General features: G+C 66.4%; 11 protein-coding genes. 6 read left to right on the forward strand and 5 right to left on the reverse strand.

Annotated elements, in window-relative coordinates; all coding sequences use genetic code 11:
* Positions 1–227 precede the first annotated feature (227 nt).
* The 4 genes from RM531_RS01400 to RM531_RS01415 form a co-directional block, all read right to left on the reverse strand.
* Positions 228–1856, reverse strand: a complete 1629-nt coding sequence (locus tag RM531_RS01400) for a GMC family oxidoreductase (protein ID WP_311656725.1) — start codon at positions 1854–1856, stop codon at positions 228–230.
* A 72-nt stretch (positions 1857–1928) separates the two neighbouring features.
* Positions 1929–3491 carry a TolC family protein gene (locus RM531_RS01405; protein WP_311656726.1) on the reverse strand — a complete coding sequence of 521 codons (1563 nt, stop codon included), beginning with the start codon at positions 3489–3491 and terminating at the stop codon, positions 1929–1931.
* Positions 3491–6571, reverse strand: coding sequence for an efflux RND transporter permease subunit (locus RM531_RS01410; RefSeq protein ID WP_311656728.1), 3081 nt, complete (start codon positions 6569–6571; stop codon positions 3491–3493). The genes RM531_RS01405 and RM531_RS01410 overlap by 1 nt, the downstream gene beginning before the upstream one ends.
* Positions 6568–7731, reverse strand: a complete 1164-nt coding sequence (locus RM531_RS01415; protein ID WP_311656729.1) for an efflux RND transporter periplasmic adaptor subunit — start codon at positions 7729–7731, stop codon at positions 6568–6570. Before RM531_RS01415 ends, RM531_RS01410 begins: the two co-directional genes overlap by 4 nt.
* 146 nt (positions 7732–7877) lie before the next feature.
* Between RM531_RS01415 and RM531_RS01420 the strand changes: the two genes are divergently transcribed.
* Positions 7878–8522 (forward strand): HNH endonuclease, encoded by a 645-nt coding sequence (locus RM531_RS01420; protein ID WP_311656732.1) that lies wholly within the window; start codon positions 7878–7880, stop codon positions 8520–8522.
* Between the two features lie 220 nt (positions 8523–8742).
* Here RM531_RS01420 and RM531_RS01425 read toward each other — a convergent pair whose 3' ends face one another.
* Positions 8743–9564 (reverse strand): hypothetical protein, encoded by an 822-nt coding sequence (locus RM531_RS01425; protein ID WP_311656733.1) that lies wholly within the window; start codon positions 9562–9564, stop codon positions 8743–8745.
* Between the two features lie 505 nt (positions 9565–10069).
* Here RM531_RS01425 and RM531_RS01430 point away from each other — a divergent pair.
* From RM531_RS01430 to RM531_RS01450, 5 genes are all read left to right on the forward strand, one after another.
* Positions 10070–12490: an efflux RND transporter permease subunit gene (locus RM531_RS01430; RefSeq protein ID WP_311656734.1), complete on the forward strand. Its 2421-nt coding sequence runs from the start codon at positions 10070–10072 to the stop codon at positions 12488–12490.
* 82 nt (positions 12491–12572) lie between these two features.
* Positions 12573–13544, forward strand: coding sequence for a WD40/YVTN/BNR-like repeat-containing protein (locus RM531_RS01435; protein WP_311656735.1), 972 nt, complete (start codon positions 12573–12575; stop codon positions 13542–13544).
* Positions 13545–13668: 124 nt separating this feature from the next.
* Complete coding sequence (locus RM531_RS01440; protein ID WP_311656736.1) at positions 13669–15726, forward strand: DUF1302 family protein; 2058 nt, start codon at positions 13669–13671, stop codon at positions 15724–15726.
* A 202-nt stretch (positions 15727–15928) separates the two neighbouring features.
* The gene (locus RM531_RS01445) at positions 15929–17302 is read left to right on the forward strand and encodes a DUF1329 domain-containing protein (RefSeq protein ID WP_311656737.1); all 1374 of its coding nucleotides are present in this window, start codon (positions 15929–15931) and stop codon (positions 17300–17302) included.
* Between the two features lie 45 nt (positions 17303–17347).
* Entirely contained in the window at positions 17348–18592 is a 1245-nt protein-coding gene (locus RM531_RS01450) for a thiolase family protein (protein ID WP_311656738.1), read from the forward strand.
* The last annotated feature ends 35 nt before the right edge of the window (positions 18593–18627 follow it).

Genomic DNA, 18627 nt, shown 5'->3' on the forward strand with positions numbered 1-18627 from the left:
CGGCTGCCCCCGCCACCCGGCGTTGGTGCGACTACAACACCAGACCGGGCCGTGATTCCGGGGTTCCTGCCGCTCTGGCGTGGTGTTTGCAGCAGCTGGTGTCGAGCATGGCGCGGGTGACGCGCCGGGCTCCTCTCCCGCTCGGGGGCCTCTCACGAGGTTCTGACATTGCGGTTCCGGGCGGGTCGTTCGACCTGCCCGGTTTTCTATCGATCGAGACTCGCTTCTCAGGCGCCGACGGCCTGTGCCATCTCCGGCGCCTGGCTGGCACGCTCCTCGGCAATCATCGCGGCGCAGCGCATGCCGATCATGATGGCTGCCGCGTTGGTGTTGCCGGCGACCAGGGTCGGCATGATCGAGGCATCGGCCACCCGCAGGCCTTCAACACCGTGCACCCGCAGCCGCTCGTCGACCACCGCCTGGTCGTCCCGCCCCATGCGGCAGCTGCCCACCGGGTGGTAGATGGTTTCGGCCTTCTGCCGGATGAAGGCGCGCACCTCGGCGTCGGACTCGACCGACTCGCCGGGCAGCATCTCCTTCTTGTAATGGCGCGCGAAGGGGCCGCTGCGGAGAATCTCGCGGCCGATGCGAAAGCCCCGCACCAGCGTGTCCAGGTCTCGCTCGTCGCTCAGATAGTTGGCCTCGATGCGCGGCGTATCGAAGGGGTTGGCGCTGTTCAGGCCGATGCGGCCGCGCGAGTGGGGCCGCAGCGCGCAAGCGTGCAGCGACACGCCGTGGCCATAGGGCAGCTTGCGGGCATGGTCCTGCAGCAGCGCGGTGATGAAATGGAACTGCACATCGGGTGTATCCAGGTCGTCTCGGGTGCGCACGAAGGCCCCGGCCTCGGCCGCATTGGAAGCGAACAGCCCCTTCTTGTGGAACGCGTACTGCCAGGCTGCGATCAGGCTGCGGGGAATGGCTAATGCCGCCACCGCCAGCCCGTGGCGGGTGCGGGTGCGCAGGTTGATCATCACGTCCAGATGATCCTGCAGGTTGGCGCCGACCCCGGGCAGTTCCTGCCGGATCGGTATGTTCTGGGCGTCCAGCTCGGCGCGCGGGCCCAGGCCGGACAGCATCAACAGCTGCGGTGACTGCACCGCCCCGGCCGCCACGATCACCTCTGCCGCGGCCGCAGCCCGGCGCGTGTCGCCCCCCTGGCGATAGCGCACGCCGCAAGCACGCCGGCCGTCGAACTCGATGGCGGTGGCGTGGGCGCCGGTCAGGACGGTGAGATTCGGCCGGGCCATCACGCTCGGGCCCAGATGGGCGGCGGCACTACTCCACCGCCGGCCTTCGCGGATGGTGCACTGGTACCAGCCGGCGCCTTCCTGGGTGGCGCCGTTGAAGTCCGGATTGGTCGGGATGCCGGTTTCGGTGCAGGCCTCGATGAACGTCTGTGACAGCGGATTGCGGTAGCGCGGATCGCTGACCGTCAGCGGGCCGCCGACCCCGTGATAGTCATCCGCGCCGCGTTCGTTATCTTCCATCGCCCGGAACGCGGGCAGCACGTCCTGCCAGCCCCAGCCGCGATTGCCCAGTGCTGCCCAGTGATCGTAGTCGCGGGCATGGCCGCGGATGTAGATCATGCCGTTCATGCTTGATGAGCCCCCCAGCATCCTGCCGCGGGGCCAGAACAGGCGACGGTTGTCCAGGGCGGGTTCGGGGGCGGTGTCGAATGCCCAGTTGCGGGTCTTGCCGCGCAGCAGGAACATCGTGCCGGCCGGCCAGTGCACCCAGGGGCGATTGTCGCGCGGCCCGGCTTCCAGCAGGCAGATGCGGCTGTGGCCGTCGGCGCTCAGATGGGCGGCCAGGGCGCAGCCGGCCGAGCCGGCGCCGACGATGACGTAATCGTACATGGCGTGGGCATGCTCCTCGGAATCGACAGGCCCCGGTTTATAGCATGCGACAGTCCCCGCCTGCCGGGGCGGTCAGAAGCGGCTGTCCAGCCACGGCAGGTCGGGCGGCTTCTCGCCCGGGGCGTCGATCAGGCGCCGGATCAGCAGGCTGCCGTCCAGCCGGTAGAGGTCTATCAGCGCCTGCCGGTAGGCCAGGAATGCGTCCGCCCGGTCGAGCTGGGCGGCCAGCAGGTCACGCTGAGCCTGGGCCACCAGCAGGGAGGTGGAACGCCCGACCTCGAAGCGGGCCTGTTCGGCTTCCAGGGTTTCTTCCTGCAGGGCCAGGGTGGCGGCGGTGGCGTCGATCTGGGCCGCGGCGCGGCGAGCCTCGATCACCGCGTTGCGGACTTCCGCACTGATCAGCCGGCCCAGATTGGCCAGGCTCGCTTCGGCCTGGACCACCTCGCGCCGGGCCCGGAGGTCCTCCGCATCGGCGGCGCGGTTGCCCAGGGGATACTCGAATTCCAGCGCGGCGGACAGATCATAGGTGTCGCCGCTGTCGACCTGGCTGTAGGCCTCGCCGAAGCTGTCGGAAAAACCGGTCTGGCCCAGGGTGACGAACAGGTCCAGCCGCGGCAGCAGGCCGTTGCGGGTGGCCACCACCTGCAGTTCGTTGCGGGCCAGCAGCAGTCGGGCCTCGTTGATCTCGGGCCGGCGGGCCAGGGCCAGGTCGATGTGCTCGGCGGCAACCGGGTCGTCGCCCGGGGTGAATTCCACCTCGCTGGCCAGCCGGATGTCGCGTTCGCCGTCCTGCTGGCCCGGCGGGTTGATCTGTCGCAGCAGGCTGGCCTTCAGCCGCTCCGCCTCGGCCCGGCCGTCGATCAGTGCCTGCCGGCGGCGGGCCACTTCCGCCTTCACCGCGGCCAGCTCCGTGCGGGCCACGGTGCCGGCCTCGATGCGTTGCCGGGCCTGTTCCACCTGCCGCTCGGCCAGTTCCAGCGACGATTCCAGAATGCGGATGCGCTCGCGCGCGCCCAGATACTGCCAGTAGGTACGTTCCACCTCGGCCACCAGCGTGGCCACGAAACCACGCAACTGATAGGCGCTGGCGGCGACGTCGGTACGGGCCTGGCGCAGGGCTACCAGGTTGGTGCCGATGCCGGCGCCGCGCAGCAGCGCCTGGGTCAGCGTCAGACCCACCCGGGCGCCGGCCTGGGTGGGGGCGCGGTTGGACTCGAACTTGTCCTGCGAAACGGACAATTCGACGTCGGTACCGGTGGGGAAGTACTGGCGCAGCCCCACCGCCGCCGATTTGGTGTCGCGTTCGATCAGCAGATTCTCGTTGGTGTTGGCGAACTGCTGCTGGCTGACTTCGGCCCCGATACTGGCGCTGGCGAACACACTGGGGTCGAAGCGCGCCCGTTCGACATCGGCGAAGGTGCCGGCGATTACCGGGTTCTGGCGTTCGGCCAGCAGTTCCGGGTTGGCCTGCAGGGCCAGGGCCACGGCCTCTTCCACCGAAAGTTCGAGCGGTCCGGTAACCGGCGCGTCCACCGTCTGGGGCGGGGCCACGGTGTTGTCGGGCTCGATGCCCTGGGCGGTGGCTGCCAGGAAAAGACTGCCGAACAGACCGGTGAGGAAAGTGAAACGACGCATTATTGAGGGCTGCCTTGTCGGGCGGGTGGCCAGGCGCGGTGGAAACCGGCGTAGACCACGGGGATCACGATCAGGGTAATCAGGGTGGATGACAGCAGCCCGCCGATCACCGCCCGGGCCAGCGGCGCCTGGGATTCCGAGCCTTCGCCGACGCCGATGGCCAGCGGCGTCAGGGCCAGGATGGTGGTGGTGGCGGTCATCAGGATCGGGCGCAGCCGGCGTCGGCCGGCCTCGCGTACGGCGTCCAGCGGGCTGTTGCCCTGACGCTGCAGGAGGTTGGCCTGATCCACGATCAGGATGGCGTTGTTGACCACGATCCCGATCAGCATCAGACAGCCCACCAGCGACTGCGCGTTCAGGGTGGTGCCGGTAAGCAGCAGCATGGCCACCACGCCAATCAGCGCCAGCGGCACGGTGATCATCACGATGAACGGGTCGCGCAGCGATTCGTACAGGCAGGCCATCACCATGTACACCAGCAGCAGCGCCAGAATCACGTTGATGCCCATCTCGTTGAAGGTTTCCTGCTGTTCCTCGAATTCACCGGCCAGGGCGATATCGTAATTGCTGGGCACGGCGATACCGGCCAGGGCGGTTTGCACGTCCTCCACCACCGAGCCCAGGTCGCGACCGGAAATGTTGGCGTAGATCAGGTTCAGCCGCTGCTGGTCCTCGCGGTCGATCTGCACCGGGCCGCGGGCTTCGGTGAGCGAGGCCACTGCGCCCAGCGGCACGGTATTGCCCTCGCTGGTGGGCACGGGCAGGTCGAGGATGTCATCCGGCGGGATGGTGCGGTTGTTGGCCAGCTTGAGCAGGATGCGTACCTCGTCGCCCTGATCCAGGTAATAGCCGGCGGTGGTGCCGGCGATGGCGGCTTCCACGGTACGGCCCACGGACTCCACCGATACGCCCAGGTCGGCCGCGCGGCTGCGGTCGATGTCGATCAGCCGCTGGGGTTCGCCGCCGGTGCGCGGCAGACGCACGTCGGTTATGCCGGGAATGTCCTGAATGGCGTTTTCCACCTGCCCGGTCAGCCGGTTGATCACGTCGAAATCGTAACCGCGGACTTCGATCGAGAGATTCTCGCCCTCGCTCTGATTGCCCGACAGAAAGCGCAGGAAGAAGGGCTGGCGGGTTCGCACCCGCACGGTGGTGTCCGGCAGGCCGGTAATGGCCTGGCGCAGCGCGGCGGCCACTTCGCTGCTGGAGCGGTCACGCTGGTTCACCGGCGGCAGTTCCACCTGGATGTCGGTTTCCGCGCCGCCCTCGGTTTCCACACTGGTGACCATCGACAGCAGTTCCGGCACCTCCTCGCGGATGATCGCCTCGGCGCGGCGGCTCTGGCGATCGAGCACGTCCATTGGTGTTCCCAGCGGCATTTCCAGATCCACCCGTACCTCGCCCTCGTCGCTGGCGGGCATGAACTCGGTGCCCAGCAGCGGCACGGCGGCTACCGCGGCCGCCAGCGCAAGACCCGTCACGGCCAGGATGCGGCGCGGGCGCCTCAGGGCCCCGGCGAGGCGGTCCCGATAGCCATCCTGGACACGGTTGAAGCGCCGGCCGATACCCGCGATCAGGCGACCCAGCCAGGGCCACGGCGGGTTGGGGCGAGCGTTGACCAGCCGGGCGGTGAGCATCGGCACCAGGGTCAGCGCCACCAGCAGGGCGCAGATCAGCGCAAACGCCACCACGATCGCCAGTTCCCGGAACAGCTGGCCGGCCAGTTCGCGGGCGAACAGCATGGGGATGAAGATGGCCAGCGTGGTCAGGGTGGAGGCCACGATGGCGGCGGCGATCTCATTGGCGCCGTTCACGCCCGAGTCGATACGGTTTTCGCCGCCCTCCTCGCGTCGGCGCAGGATGTTGTCGAGCACCACGATGGCCGAATCCACCATCAGCCCAACGCCCAGGGCCAGTCCGCCGAGCGTCATCAGGTTGATGGTGTAGCCGTTGAAGAAGATCAGCGCGAAGGTGGCGATCAGCGATACCGGAATCGCCGTGCCCACCACCAGCGTGGCGCGGGGGTTGCCCAGGAAAAGCAGCAGCACCAGCACCGCCAGTGCGCTGCCGTAGAGCAGCGAACGGGACACGTTGGCGATCGATCGCTCGATGAAGCCGGCGGAATCGAAGAACGGCCGGATCGACAGCTGCGGGTATTCGGCGTTGAGTTCGGCCACTTCTTCCAGCACCCGGCGCGAGACGTCCACGGTGTTGGCGTCCGACTGCTTGCGCACCGCCATGCGCACGCCGTTGTCGCCATTGATGCGGATGATGCGGTTTTCCCGCTGCTGGGTATCCACCACGGTGGCGATGTCGGCGACGGTCACGGGGGTGCCGTCGCGGCTTGTTACCACGGTGTCCCGCAGGTCGTTCAGGCTGTCCAGCCGCCCGGGCGTGCGCAGGGTGATCTCGCGCTGGCCCACCTCGATCGAACCGGCCGGCAGATTGCGGTTGGCCTGTTGCAGCGCCTGGCTGATGTCCACCAGCGACAGGTTCAGGGCCTGCACCTGGGCCAGGTCCACGTTGACCTGGATTTCACGCTCCGGTCCGCCCCAGATTTCGGTGGAGGCCACGCCCGCCACCTGCTGGATGCGGTAGAGCAGGCGGTTATCGATGATCCGCCGCAGTTCCACCGGATCGATGGGGCTGGCAATGCCCAGCGCCATGATCGGCAGATCGGCGCTGTCGAACTTGCGGATGCGGGGTCGTTCGGCATCGTCGGGCAGGTCGTCGACCTCACTGAACAGCCGGTCGCGCACGTCGTTGGCGGCCGCGTCGAGATCGGTCCCCCAGGCGAAGCTCAGCGTGATATCGGACTCGCCTTCGCGCGATCGCGAGCGCATCTCCTCGAGCCCCGGGGTGGCCGCCACCGCCTGTTCCACCACCCGGGTGATCAGTTCCTCCACCGTCTGTGGCGAGGCGTTGCGGTAATTCACCCGGATGTTGAGCGAGGGTGCTTCGATATTGGGCAGCAGGTCGACCGGGATCCGGGTGAGCGCCACCAGCCCCAGGAGCACGGCGATCAGGGTGATCATCACCGTGGTCACCGGCCGGGCGACCGCAAAACCCGGTAATGTCACGAGCGCTGGGCCTGGCCGGCGCGGGTGATGGCGGCACCGTCGGTGAGCTGGTCCTGGCCGAGCACGACCACCGGGCCGGCCAGCGAGTCGACGCCGCGCAGCGCCGCCCGGTCATCGGTTTCGAGGGCGACCTCGACCGGCACGAAGCTGGCGGTATCGGCGTCGGGCGCCACGGTGAATATCCCCTGACGGCCCTGGCGGCTGACCAGGGCGGCGCGGGGCACGATCACGGCGTCGTCCACGCGCCGGCTTTCCAGGCCCACCTGCACGAACATGCCGGCGGCCAGCCGGCGGTGCTGGTTGTCGACGATCAGTTCCACCCGCGTGCGCCGCGATTCCGGATCGAACCGCGGGGCGATGCGGCTGATGCGTGCCTCGACCGCCTCGCTGTCGGGGCCCGGCGGCAGAATCTGCGCGGGATCGCCCACGGCGAGGCCGCCGTAGAGGGACTGCGGCACCTCGATCACCGCGCGCAGCTGGTCGATGTCCACGATCGACAGCAGGGGCGTGTTGGCGGCCACCGTGTCGCCGGCGTCCACCATGCGTTCGCCCACCAGCCGGGTCTCGTCCTCGCCGGGCCAGTCGGCCCGCACCCGGGTGTAACCCAGCCGCACCTCGGCCGAGTTCAGGGCAGCCTGGGCCTGATCCCGTTGCGCGCGAGCCACTGCCACCGCCGCCTGCTGGGCCTGCGCCTCGCCGCGGGCGTCATCGAGTTCCGAGGCCGAGGCCACGCCGCGGGATTCCAGTCGCTCGATCCGATCCAGCCGCCGGGTGGCCAGGTCAGCCGCGCTGCGGGCCTCCTGCAGGCGGGCGTCGGCCACCGCGAGCTCGGCCCGCGCCTGGGCCACGCTCTGCTCGAACTCGGCGTCGTCCAGCCGGATGACCACGTCGCCCCGGGCCACGGAGTCGCCGATATCGGCCAGCACTTCGACGATCTGCCCGGCCACCTTGGGTGCCACCTGGAATTCGGCGGCCGGCTCCAGATTGCCGGCAAGGCGCTGACGGGTCACCAGCGAGCCGTGTTCGGCCGGCGACAGTTCGACGGCGATGGCGACGCTCGAGCGACTGCTGGTCGACTCCGGCGCGGGCGTCATCAGCGCGTAGGCCGCAGCCGCGAACGCGACGCCGATCAGGCCTGCGATGAGCAGGCGTCGGTTCATGTGGGTCTCCTGTCTGGCGGTCCGGTGCAGGTCGGGCAGGTCCGCAGTGTACGCATACCGGTCCGAACTGGTTGTGGCGTCACGAGCGGTCCCGACCGGGTGGCGCCACTTGCACACGTGGGCCCGCGCAGGTTAAGAACGCTGTCATGTGGGCCGCTCACTATGACCGTGCAAATCGACCGGAGTTGCGTGGCAGCAGCACCGGTCCCCGCGAGGATGATGCCGTGGAGGTCTTTCCGAGAGTTCTGAAGCTGGATGTCGGCGGGCTGCCGGTCGAATGGATCGACTGGCGCGAGGCCGTCGGCCTGTATTTCACCGACAAGATCGCCTGGGAGGCGGGGTCGGAGAAGATCCGCCTGCGCGGCGGACGCTGCCGTGAAACGGGGGACCGCAGTGAACTGGCGATCGACTCGATCGTGGCGGTGCGTGATCGTTCCCACCGGTTTGCCCGCGGCCTTGTGCCCACGCTGTCGCGGCGCGAGCTCTACCATCGTGACGGCGGCATCTGCATGTACTGCGGGCTGCACATGAACTACCGCGACATGCAGATCGAGCACGTGGTGCCGCGCTCCACCGGCGGGGTGCACGAGTGGACCAATGTGGTCGCCGCCTGCGAACCCTGCAACCGGCACAAGGACGATCGTACCCCGGAAGCGGCGAAGATGAAGCTGCTGGCGCTGCCCTATGAACCCAATCTGGCGGAGTGGCTGATCCTGGCCAATCGCCGCATCCTCGCCGACCAGCAGGCGTTTCTGGAGCGGCTCGCGCCACGACGCAACCGTTTGACTTGAAAGTATTTCGCGGCGGTGAAATCACTACCCGTCTGTGTAGTGGTCACCGGCGACCGAGGCCGTTAACTTGAATGTCATGGTCGGCCCTGCTGGTCGACCCATCAGCTTCGGCGCCGGCGAACTCGCCCCCGGTCACCCCGCGTAGACCCGTCGGTGCGGAAGGTTGGTGGGCCCGGGATTCCCGGGCCCACCAATTATCTTCTGAACCCGCCGCCGCGGCTCAGCGCTCGCGCAGCTTGATGTCCCCGCTCTTGAGATCCTGGATGGTGCCCACCAGGGCAACCAGCTGATCGCGGCTGATCATTTCATCAATCTTGGTGACGATGCTGTCATGCAATTCCTGCACCGATGTCGCCACGGCCTCGACGCGCGTGTCACGCAGGGTTTCGTCACCGCGGGTTTCCACCACATAGTTGTGGCGGATGCCGAGGTTGTGAACGTTCAAGCGGTTGATTGCCACCGCACTGCCGGTGACCGGCTCCACCAGCTGGTAGAGGAACTGGCCTTCGAGCAGCAGTTCGCCGGTCTCGGTGCAATGGTCCTCCACGCACTCGCGGCTGTCCACGTTTCGCATGAACGACAGGGTGGCGCTGGGGATGCTGGTCAGCATGACGTCCTGACGGTCTTCCGTATCCAGTGCCGCCATCCCCTCGAGGTCGCCCGACGCCTGGAAGCCGCGGGCCGTGAACAGGCGGCCGATGTTTTCGGCCACGGCGTTCTCGAATTCGGTCTGGTACGCCTCGCGATAGATCGCGTTCACGTCTTCGGCGATGTTGCTGTAGTCGAGCAGGATCAGCTTGACCTGGCCCCGGTACTGCCACTGGGTATTCTCGTAGGGTGGAAGTTCGACTTCGTAACCGGGAATTTCGCCGACGTCCTCGGCCAGCCGAAGGTCCGGGTGGAACATGGCGATGGTGATCCCGACGTCCTCGCCCTGATTCGTCAGGGGATATTCGTAATCCGGTGTTGGCGCGGCGGTGGCGGCGGCACAGCAGAGACCGGCGAGCAACGGGATGACCTTGGTCGACAGAATGGACGGCATGATGGGACGCTCCCTTCTTGAATTGTCTCCCCGGTGACTTCTTCCGGGTCTTGGTATTGCATAATCGTGTACGCGGGCGTGGCGATCGCGGATGACCGCATGGCGTGCCAGCGTAACCTGCGTTCAGCCGGGGTCGACGGATACTACCCTTTCGAGTGGTAGACCCCCCGGCGCTGGCCGCTAGACTTCGTGGTAGCCTAATTCGCGTCGCCCTAGGTGACGCTGCCCTGAGAAACTGTCCCGCATAACAACCAAGGGGCGCAGGGTGCGAGATTGCGAGGAGGGGTTCACGTGAGTCAGGACGGCATCCGTCGACAGGCGGTTAATCCGCAACCGTCGACGGAGGCATCAGCGCCGTCCGTGGCGGTGTGTCGCTGCCGGTCACGCTCAGTCATGTCCCCCGCTTCATCGCCAGCCGGCAATTCCGGTTGGCGTCGAGCCGCTGTGGTCCGGTAGCCGGGCCGCGGCGATACAACAGATCAGACAGCAATGGGAATGAGGGGACATGGTCGACGTCCGTAAGAGCATCGCAACCTTTGTGTTCCGGCACCGCATACTGGTGACCGGCGTGGTCGCCGCACTGACCGTGTTCTTCGCGGCCGGGTTGCCCAATGTGACCATCAAGACGATCTTCTCGGATCTCTTGCCGGTCGGTAACCCCTTCGCGGAAACCTTCCGCGACCATCCCAACTTCGGTAATCCGCTGACCGTATCGATCATGGTCAAGCGCAAGGATGGCGACATCTACAGCACCGAGACCCTGCAGAAGGTATGGGATCTCACCCGGGACATCGATCTGGCGCCGGCGGTCGACCATGATCAGGTGCTGTCCATCACCACGCCCAAGGCCCGCTATGCCGAGGCCACGCCGTTCGGCATCGACATGCGCCCGCTGATGGGTGACGAGGTGCCGCAGACGGCCGAGGGCATCGCGGACTTCAAGTCCCGCGTGAACCGGTCCCCCAACGTGCGCGGTTTCCTGGTGTCGCCGGACGGCTCGGCCACGCTGATTCAGGCCACTTTCATCGAGCAGAGCCTCGACTACGGCGAGACCTTCGAGTTCGTTCAGAACCTGGTCGAGGAGGCGCGTGACGAGAATCACGAGATCCACGCCGCCGGCCAGCCGATGCTCACCGGCTGGGTGTATCGCTACCAGTTCCAGATGCTGCTGATCTTTGGCGTTACGCTGGCGGCACTGTTTATCGCGCTGTTCCTTTACATGCGCAATGTCGCCGGTGTGGTGACGCCGTTCATCACCGGCGTGGTGTCCGCAGTCTGGGGCTTCGGTTTCGTCGGCTGGCTGGACCTGGCGGTGGAGCCGTTGCTGCTGCTGGTGCCGCTGTTGCTGGTGGCGCGAGCGTTCTCGCACACGGTGCAGTACATCGAGCGGTTCTACGAAATCCTGTCCGTGGTCAAGGACAAGGACAAGGCCGGGGAGATCGCCCTGCGTGTGATGATGGGGCCGGGCACGCTGGGCATCATTACCGACGCGGCGGCGATTCTGCTGATCATCATCGCACCGGTGCCGGCGATGCAGCGGTTCGCGCTGTTCTGCGGCTTCTGGGCTATGATCCTGATCCCGACCTCGCTGTTCCTGGCGCCGCTGATCCTGTCGGCATTGCCGCTGCCGCGGAATCTCAACGACATCGTGGACCGCGATGGCGGCGGGGGTGGCATTCACCGCGCCATGGCCAAGTTCCTCGGCGGGACCGCGTCTTTGACCTACGGCAAGAAGGCGATTCCGACCGGCATCGTGCTGGCCATCTTCGGTGCCGCCGCGGCCACCATCGGCTGGCAGATCAAGGTGGGCAACCCGGTCGAGGGCAGCTCGCTGCTGTGGCAGGACTCCGAGTTCAACGTTGCGGTACGGCAGATCAACAACTTCTTCCCGGGCGTGAACACGCTCGAGATCGTGCTCGAATCCAAGGAGGCCGGTGAAGGCAGCCTGGAGCGCACCGCCCGCAAGTCCGACGCCGTACATACCATGCTGGCGCTGCAGGACTACATGGAACGGGCGCCGGATGCGCCGCGGGCGACGCTGTCGTTCGCGGACTATCTCGGCGCATCCGTGCGCCTCTACAACGGCGGTGACCCGCGCTGGGTGCCGCTGGGTTTCGAGGATTCCGACACCCAGGCGGCGGCGTCCGCGTCCATGATGGGGTCCGGGCCCAAGGCCTTCTCCCACGTGGTGGACATGAAGCAGCAGAACGCGACGGTGTCGTTCTGGTACAAGGACAACAAGCAGGAAACCGTGGACGACGCGCTGCGCCACGCGCGTGAGGCGGTCGAGAAGGTTGGCGTCGAGCACGAGAACTTCATCGTGCGGCTGGGCTCCGGCACCATCGCGCTGCAGCAGGCGGTCAACGACACGGTCGAGGCCAACTACTGGGAAATCGTGCTGTTTCTCAACCTGATGATGTTCGTGCTGGCGTCTTTCGCCTTCAAGTCGTTCATCGCGGCGCTGATCCTGCTGGTGCCGGTGAATATGTCCAACTTCGTGATCGTGGCGTCCATGTCACTGATGGGCGTGGGCCTGGACATCAACTCGGTGCTGGTGGCCGCGGTAGGCGTTGGCGTGGGCATCGACTACGGCATCTATCTGCTCGCCCGCATCGTCGAGGAATACGACAACCAGGAAGGTGACTTCGGTCGCATCATCCACGAAGCGGTGACCACCACCGGTCGCGCGATCGCCTTCACCGCGACCATCATGCTCATCGGCATCATGCCGTGGTATTTCCTGTCCGGCCTGAAGTTCCTGGCCGACATGGGTCTGCTGCTGGGTCTGGTGATGCTGATCAACATGATGATGTCGCTGCTGGTGCTGCCGCTGCTGATCTGGTTCATCAAGCCCAAGTTCGTGCAGCGCAACGACCTGATCGTGTGCGAACACGTCGATCTGAGCCGTTACCAGCAGGAGGGCTAGCATGCGCCGAACACGGCAGGTTACGGCAGACAGGCACGCGGCACCCACGCCGCGGCGAGTTCATCGAACGGAGAACAGGGGTATGGGATTGGCAAGGCTGGCGCGGACCACGGGGATGCTGGTGGCACTGATCGCGGGCACCGCCGCTGCGGCGGAATCGGGCCCGGATGTGACCACGATCACTACCGGTACGGCCCATCGCGATCTGTTCGCGGTGGCAGTGGGCGAAGGCGGCGTGGGAGTCGCGGTTGGCGATCGCGGTTCGCTGGTGGTCAGCAGCGACGGCGGCCAGACCTGGGAACGCCAGGATTACGACACCCGGCGTGCCTTCCTCGACGTCACCATGGTCGGTGATCGGCAGGTGGCTGTCGGTCAGGACGGTGTGATCATCTGGCGCGATGGTGACGGCGAGTGGACCGAGGTCGAGCCGCTTACGGAAGAGCGTCTGCTCGGTGTCAGCATCAATCGCGACGGCTTCGGCGTGGCGGTCGGCACTTTCGGTGCCATGCTCATGACCGAAGATGGCGGCGAAAGCTGGGCCAACGTCGACTTCGACATTACCCAGGTAACCGAGGGCGGCTATCAGGCCCACATCAACGACGTCACCGTTACCGACGACGGCACGGCCCTGGCGGTGGGCGAATTCGGCCTGGTGCTGCGCTCCACTGGTGATGCGCGTGACTGGGAGGTGGTGCGGCGCGGGGAGAGTTCGCTATTCTCCATCCAGATGCGCGCTGACGGAACCGGTTATGCCGTGGGACAGGAGGGCACCGTGGCCCGAAGCACGGACGGGGGTGAAACCTGGACCGATCTGTCCACCGGTGTGGATGCCAATCTGCTCGGCGTACACGCCGACGACAGCGGCCAGATCGTGGCGCCCGGCATGCGGCACATGATCTACAGCAACGACGATGGCGAAACCTGGCAGCAGGTGACCGCCGGTGACGTGAACGAGAACTGGTACATGGGTGCCACGGTGGCCGGTGACGGCTCGGTGCTGGCCGTTGGTCACACCGGTCGGATCATCCGGATCGGCGGGGCACGGACAAACTAGGCGCTGCAGGCAGTCGCGAACAGCCTCCGAAGGCTTGGCAGGCGGCGCCGGCGGTGTATATTGAAGCATTCAGAAAGCTAGAACTTCTCAGGAGGGGTGCGCGATGAAAGGGAGAATCAGTTGGGTGGCTGCCGCGAGCGTCGCCGCCGGGACGATGCTGACGGTGCCGGTGGCACAGGCCGGCATCTTCAATGACATCATGGGAGACATGGATCTCTCGATCGATTACGGCGGCTTTCTGCGTAACGAAACCGCATTCAAGCTGACCAGCGACGAGAATCCGTACAACCAGGCCGGCAACCTGTACAACGGGGTGCCGACCCAGCGCAACAACGCGCCGGTCGGGGTGCCCGTCGGTATTCCGGATACGGTAACTCGCGCCGTGCCGCGCGAGGACAACAGCATCAACCTCGAGTATCTGCGCGGCGAGTTCAAGCTGCAGGGCGGCATTACCGACAACCTGCGCTACAAGATCAGTGTGCGCGGCATCGCCGATCCCGATCTGTACAACAATTTCGATGTCGACGAAGTACCGGGCGCCGACCCGGTCGGCAGTCTGCAGAACAACCCTAACCTGTTCCAGTTCCGCTACGAGGACGGGCCGGTACTGTTGCCGGGCCAGGAACAGGCCATGGGCGTCAGCAACGCCCAGGATCTTGCCGACATCCAGGGCGCCGAGGGCAGCAGCCCGCTGGAGTTCGCCGGCGAGCAGTACATGATCGACTTCCCGCAGCTGTACCTGGACTACCAGAACGGCCCGCTGACCATCCGTCTGGGTAACCAGCAGATTGCCTGGGGCGACCTGCTTTTCTTCCGCATCATGGACGTGCCCAACGGGCTCGACCTGCGCCGCCACAGCCTGCTGGATTTCGTGCCGGAGGAATTCTCCGACAAGCGCGTGCCCTCGCTGGGCTTGCGCGTGTCCTACCTGATCGGCGGCTCCACGTTCCTCAAGGGCTGGGAAATCGATTCCTACGTGCAGCGGTTCCGTCCCACCATGTACGGCAACCCCAACACGCCTTACAACGTGATCCCCTCGCAGTTCACGGTGCGTGACGAGTTCAAGCAGTACGACAGCGAGTTCAACTACGGCGTGCGTCTGCGTGGCCCGGCCGGCCCGTTCGATATCACCCTGCTGGCGAACCGCCGCTATAACCATTTCGGTATTTTCCAGTGGACCGACGCCGACGTGGAGCAGGGGCTGCAGCCGGCCGGCGTCAGTGGTATCGGCGGTGGTCTTCTTACCGAGGTTGACGGCCTGTTTGGTTCGCTCGGCATCAACACCAACCTTGCCGGCAACTTCAATGGCGTGACCGTGCCGGGCACCGGTGCGCTGCTGGCCGACATCCCGTTCGAACCGGATCCCACCGGCGTGGTCTCGGGTCGGGAGTTCTCGACCTACGGTGCGCTGGCCCGGCTTGATCACTTCAATGGTCTGAACGCGGCCATTCGCGAGATGCCCGCCGCGCAGACGCTGGGCGCGATGGAAGCCTCCAGCGCGGCCGAGCAGGAACGCCAGGAAGATCTGTTCTTCGCGCTGACCGGCGGCCTTCGCGGCCACATCACCCGCGATTTCTACCGCGAGAACAACTTCGGCATGGGCATCGGCTACCGCATCGAGGGGCCGCAGGACTCGCTGTTGTTCGACCAGATCAACGCCAGCCTGGAGATGAAGTACACCCCGGACCGACATTTCACCCCGATCACGCTGGATCCGAACGACCGCGAGATCATCGTCGAGGACGAGTACGAAATCGGCCTGGTGTTCCAGAAGTTCGTGCGCTACAGCAACACCTTCCCGGCGGCGTTCGCGATTCTGCAGTACCTGCACCGGTCGGAGTCGGATATCTTCAACCGGCATCTGTCCGGTTTCGGTGGCGACCCGTTCGCGGAGGACGCGGCAGACCGGATTCCCCGCGGTATCGGCAGCTTCAATGCCATTGCCTTCGCGTTCCAGCAGCCGTTCGCCAACCGGGTGTGGCGCATCGATTTCGCCACGCTGTATGACGTCAAGGGCGGCATCCTGACCCAGGCCGGTCTGCGCTGGAAGCCCAGCCGCGCCTGGACCTTCCAGGCCTTCGCCACCATCGTCGAAACGATCCACGGCGAAGATACGGAGAATGCGCTTTCGACGGTGGATTTCGCCGACGAAATCACCACCCGCATCGAGTACCAGTTCTAGGCGCGACGGCCGATAACCGTTACCGGCAGGGCGATCTGCCGGGACGGGGCTGAATCCATTGCCGGCGGCCGGGGCTTCCCGGTCGCCGGTTTTTCGGCCTTGCCGGATGTTCTTCCCGGTGAGTTCCGGCCTTCGCCGTTGTCCAAGCGAGGTGCCTGCCGCTTCACGGCATGCCTGACCTGGCCACGCAAGGAGGCTTGAAATGCATATCCGCCGATTTGACCGCGACTACAGCCGCCGCCGTTTCCTGGCCGGCCTGGGTGCGGCCGGCTCCGCCGGCGTGCTGGCCCCGCTGTGGTCGACGATGGCCCGCTCGGGCGAGATCAACGAGGCCTATCCCGACGAATTGCTGTCGGTCGACGAGTACACCAAGGGCAAGGTAAGCACCGGCGATACCATCGACGCATCCAACGTCGAGCACGTCCGCGACCTGCTGGACGAGATCAAGTACAAGCAGATTCGCGACATGGGCCGCAAGCTCAAGGTCGGCCCGACCACCACCGACATGATGCGCCTGTCCCCCTGGGAATATCAGGAAGCCACGCTCCGGAATCAGGGCAAGGCCCAGTTCGATGATCGCGGCAACGTGGTCACCGCAGATGGCAAACCCTGGATCGGCGGCAATCCGTTTCCCGACGCCAAGACCGGCGTCGAGCTTTTCGCGGCCCTGACCCTGAGCTGGGGTCGGCATGACGCCTCGCTGTACGCGATCAAGGAATACGACATCGGTGCCGAGGGTGACCTGGAGTACGCCTACGACCTGGTGTGGGCGGAAATGGCACCGGTTGCCCGCGTTTCCATGAATCCGCGGCCGTACTGGCGGGATCACATGGACAAGCTGCGTTTCCAGAGCGTGATCTTCACCGCGCCCAACGACATTGCCGGCACCTCGTTTCTCAACATCTGGGACTACGATCAGCACGAATTCCCGGAGCTGGTGGGCTACCTGCCCGAGTTCAAGCGGGTGCGCGAATACCCCACCAACCAGCGCTTCGAGCCGCTGGTGCCGGGCGGCACGCTGTTCCTGTCCGACGCCTGGGCGGCCGGCGACCCCATGTACACCTGGGGCAACTACAAGATCGTGGACCGCGGGCCCATGCTCACCGGCATCTCCGAAGGCTGGAACCCCGACCACCCCAACTGGGAGCACAACACCCACGGTGGCGCCAAGGGTCAGACATTCTGGGACACCACGGTGGAGCTGGTGCCCGAGGCGATTGCCGTGGAAGCCGAGCCCACGAGTTACAGTCGCGCGCCGGTGGGCAAGAAACGGGTCTGGTTCGATGCGCGCACCGGTCTGCCCATCGCGATGAATTCCTATGACCGCAAGGGCAACGTCTGGCGCAGCTTCGACGGCGCCTATGCCATCTATGACGACGGCAATGGCCGCCGTGTGATGGACGGAGAGCACCCCTACTGGTCCTGGGCACACGTGCATTGCTACGACATCCAGACAGGGCGCATGTCCCGGCTGGAACAGGTCAGGGAAGTCGGGGCGGGTCATCACATGCAGGTCAACACCGACAGCATGTACGACGATTATCTGACGCGTAATGCCCTGCGCCGGTTCGGCTGAGCCGTGCCCGCCGCCTGATCGATCCGGCGGCGCCCACTCGCCGCGATGAAGCAACAGGCCTATATCGCCGGGGCGGGCATGAGCCGCTTCGGCAAGCATGCGGATCGTGACCTCAAGAGCCTTGCCGCGGAAGCGGTGCGGGCTGCGCTGGATGATGCCGGCATGGTCGCGGGGGACCCGGAGTTTGCCTATGTGGGCACCGCCGGTGCCGGCGCGATCACCGGCCAGACCTGTGTGCCGGGTCAGGTAGTCCTCCGGGCGGCAGGTCTGGGCGGCATACCGGTGGTCAACGTGGAAAACGCCTGCGCCACCGGCGCCACCGCGTTTCATCAGGCAGCCTCGATGATCACGTTCGGGGCCTATGACGTGGTGCTGGTTCTGGGCATGGACAAGCTTCACCACCCGGATCGGCAGCGCACGATGGATCTGCTCACCGGCGCCATCGACGTGGCGGAACGGGCGTCGGTGATGGCGGACGTGACCGAGCGCATCCGAGCGGCCGGCCTGACGCCGGATACGGCTGACGCCGGGCGCACCCGGTCGCTGTTCATGGATATCTACGTGGCCTGGGCCGCGGCCCACATGCAGGCCCATGGCACCACCCGGGCGCAGTTCGCGGCGGTGTCCGCCAAGAATTCGGCCCACGGCAGCCTCAATCCCCGCGCCCAGTATCGGGACCGGCTCAGTGTCGACCAGGTGCTGGCCGCTCGCGAGGTCGCCTGGCCGTTGACCCTGCCCATGTGTTCGCCGATCGGCGACGGGGCGGCGGCGCTGGTGCTGGTCTCGGCGCGGCGGATGCGGCAGATGCCGGACCGGAACCGCGCGGTGCGGGTGCTGGCCTCCTGCCTGGGCGGGGGTGGCGCACCTGATCGGCCGCCGCTGGCCGAACGCACGGCCACCGCGGCCTATGAGGCCGCCGGCATCGGTCCCGAGGATCTGTCCTGCGCGGAAATCCACGACGCCTCGGCGCCGTCCGAAGTGCTCCTGTACGAGCAGCTCGGTTTCTGTGGCGCGGGGGCGGGCGGCGATTTCGTGGAAGCGGGCCACAGCGCCCTGGGCGGGCGACTGCCTGTGAATACCTCCGGCGGCCTGCTGCGCAAGGGACACCCCATTGGCGCGACCGGCTGCGCCCAGATCGTCGAGCTGACCGATCAGCTGCGCCGCGAAGCGGGCGCGCGCCAGGTCGACGGCGCGCAACTGGGATTGGCCGAGAACGGCGGTGGTTATCTCGACGACGACAGTGCGGCCATGGTGGTCAGCCTGCTCGCCCGCGAGGCGCGGGCGGCCTGACCCTGTGGTCCCGGTTTCTGGCATATTGGACGCAC

The sequence above is a fragment of the Spectribacter acetivorans genome, from assembly GCF_031846305.1.
GTDB lineage: Bacteria > Pseudomonadota > Gammaproteobacteria > Nevskiales > Salinisphaeraceae > Spectribacter > Spectribacter acetivorans.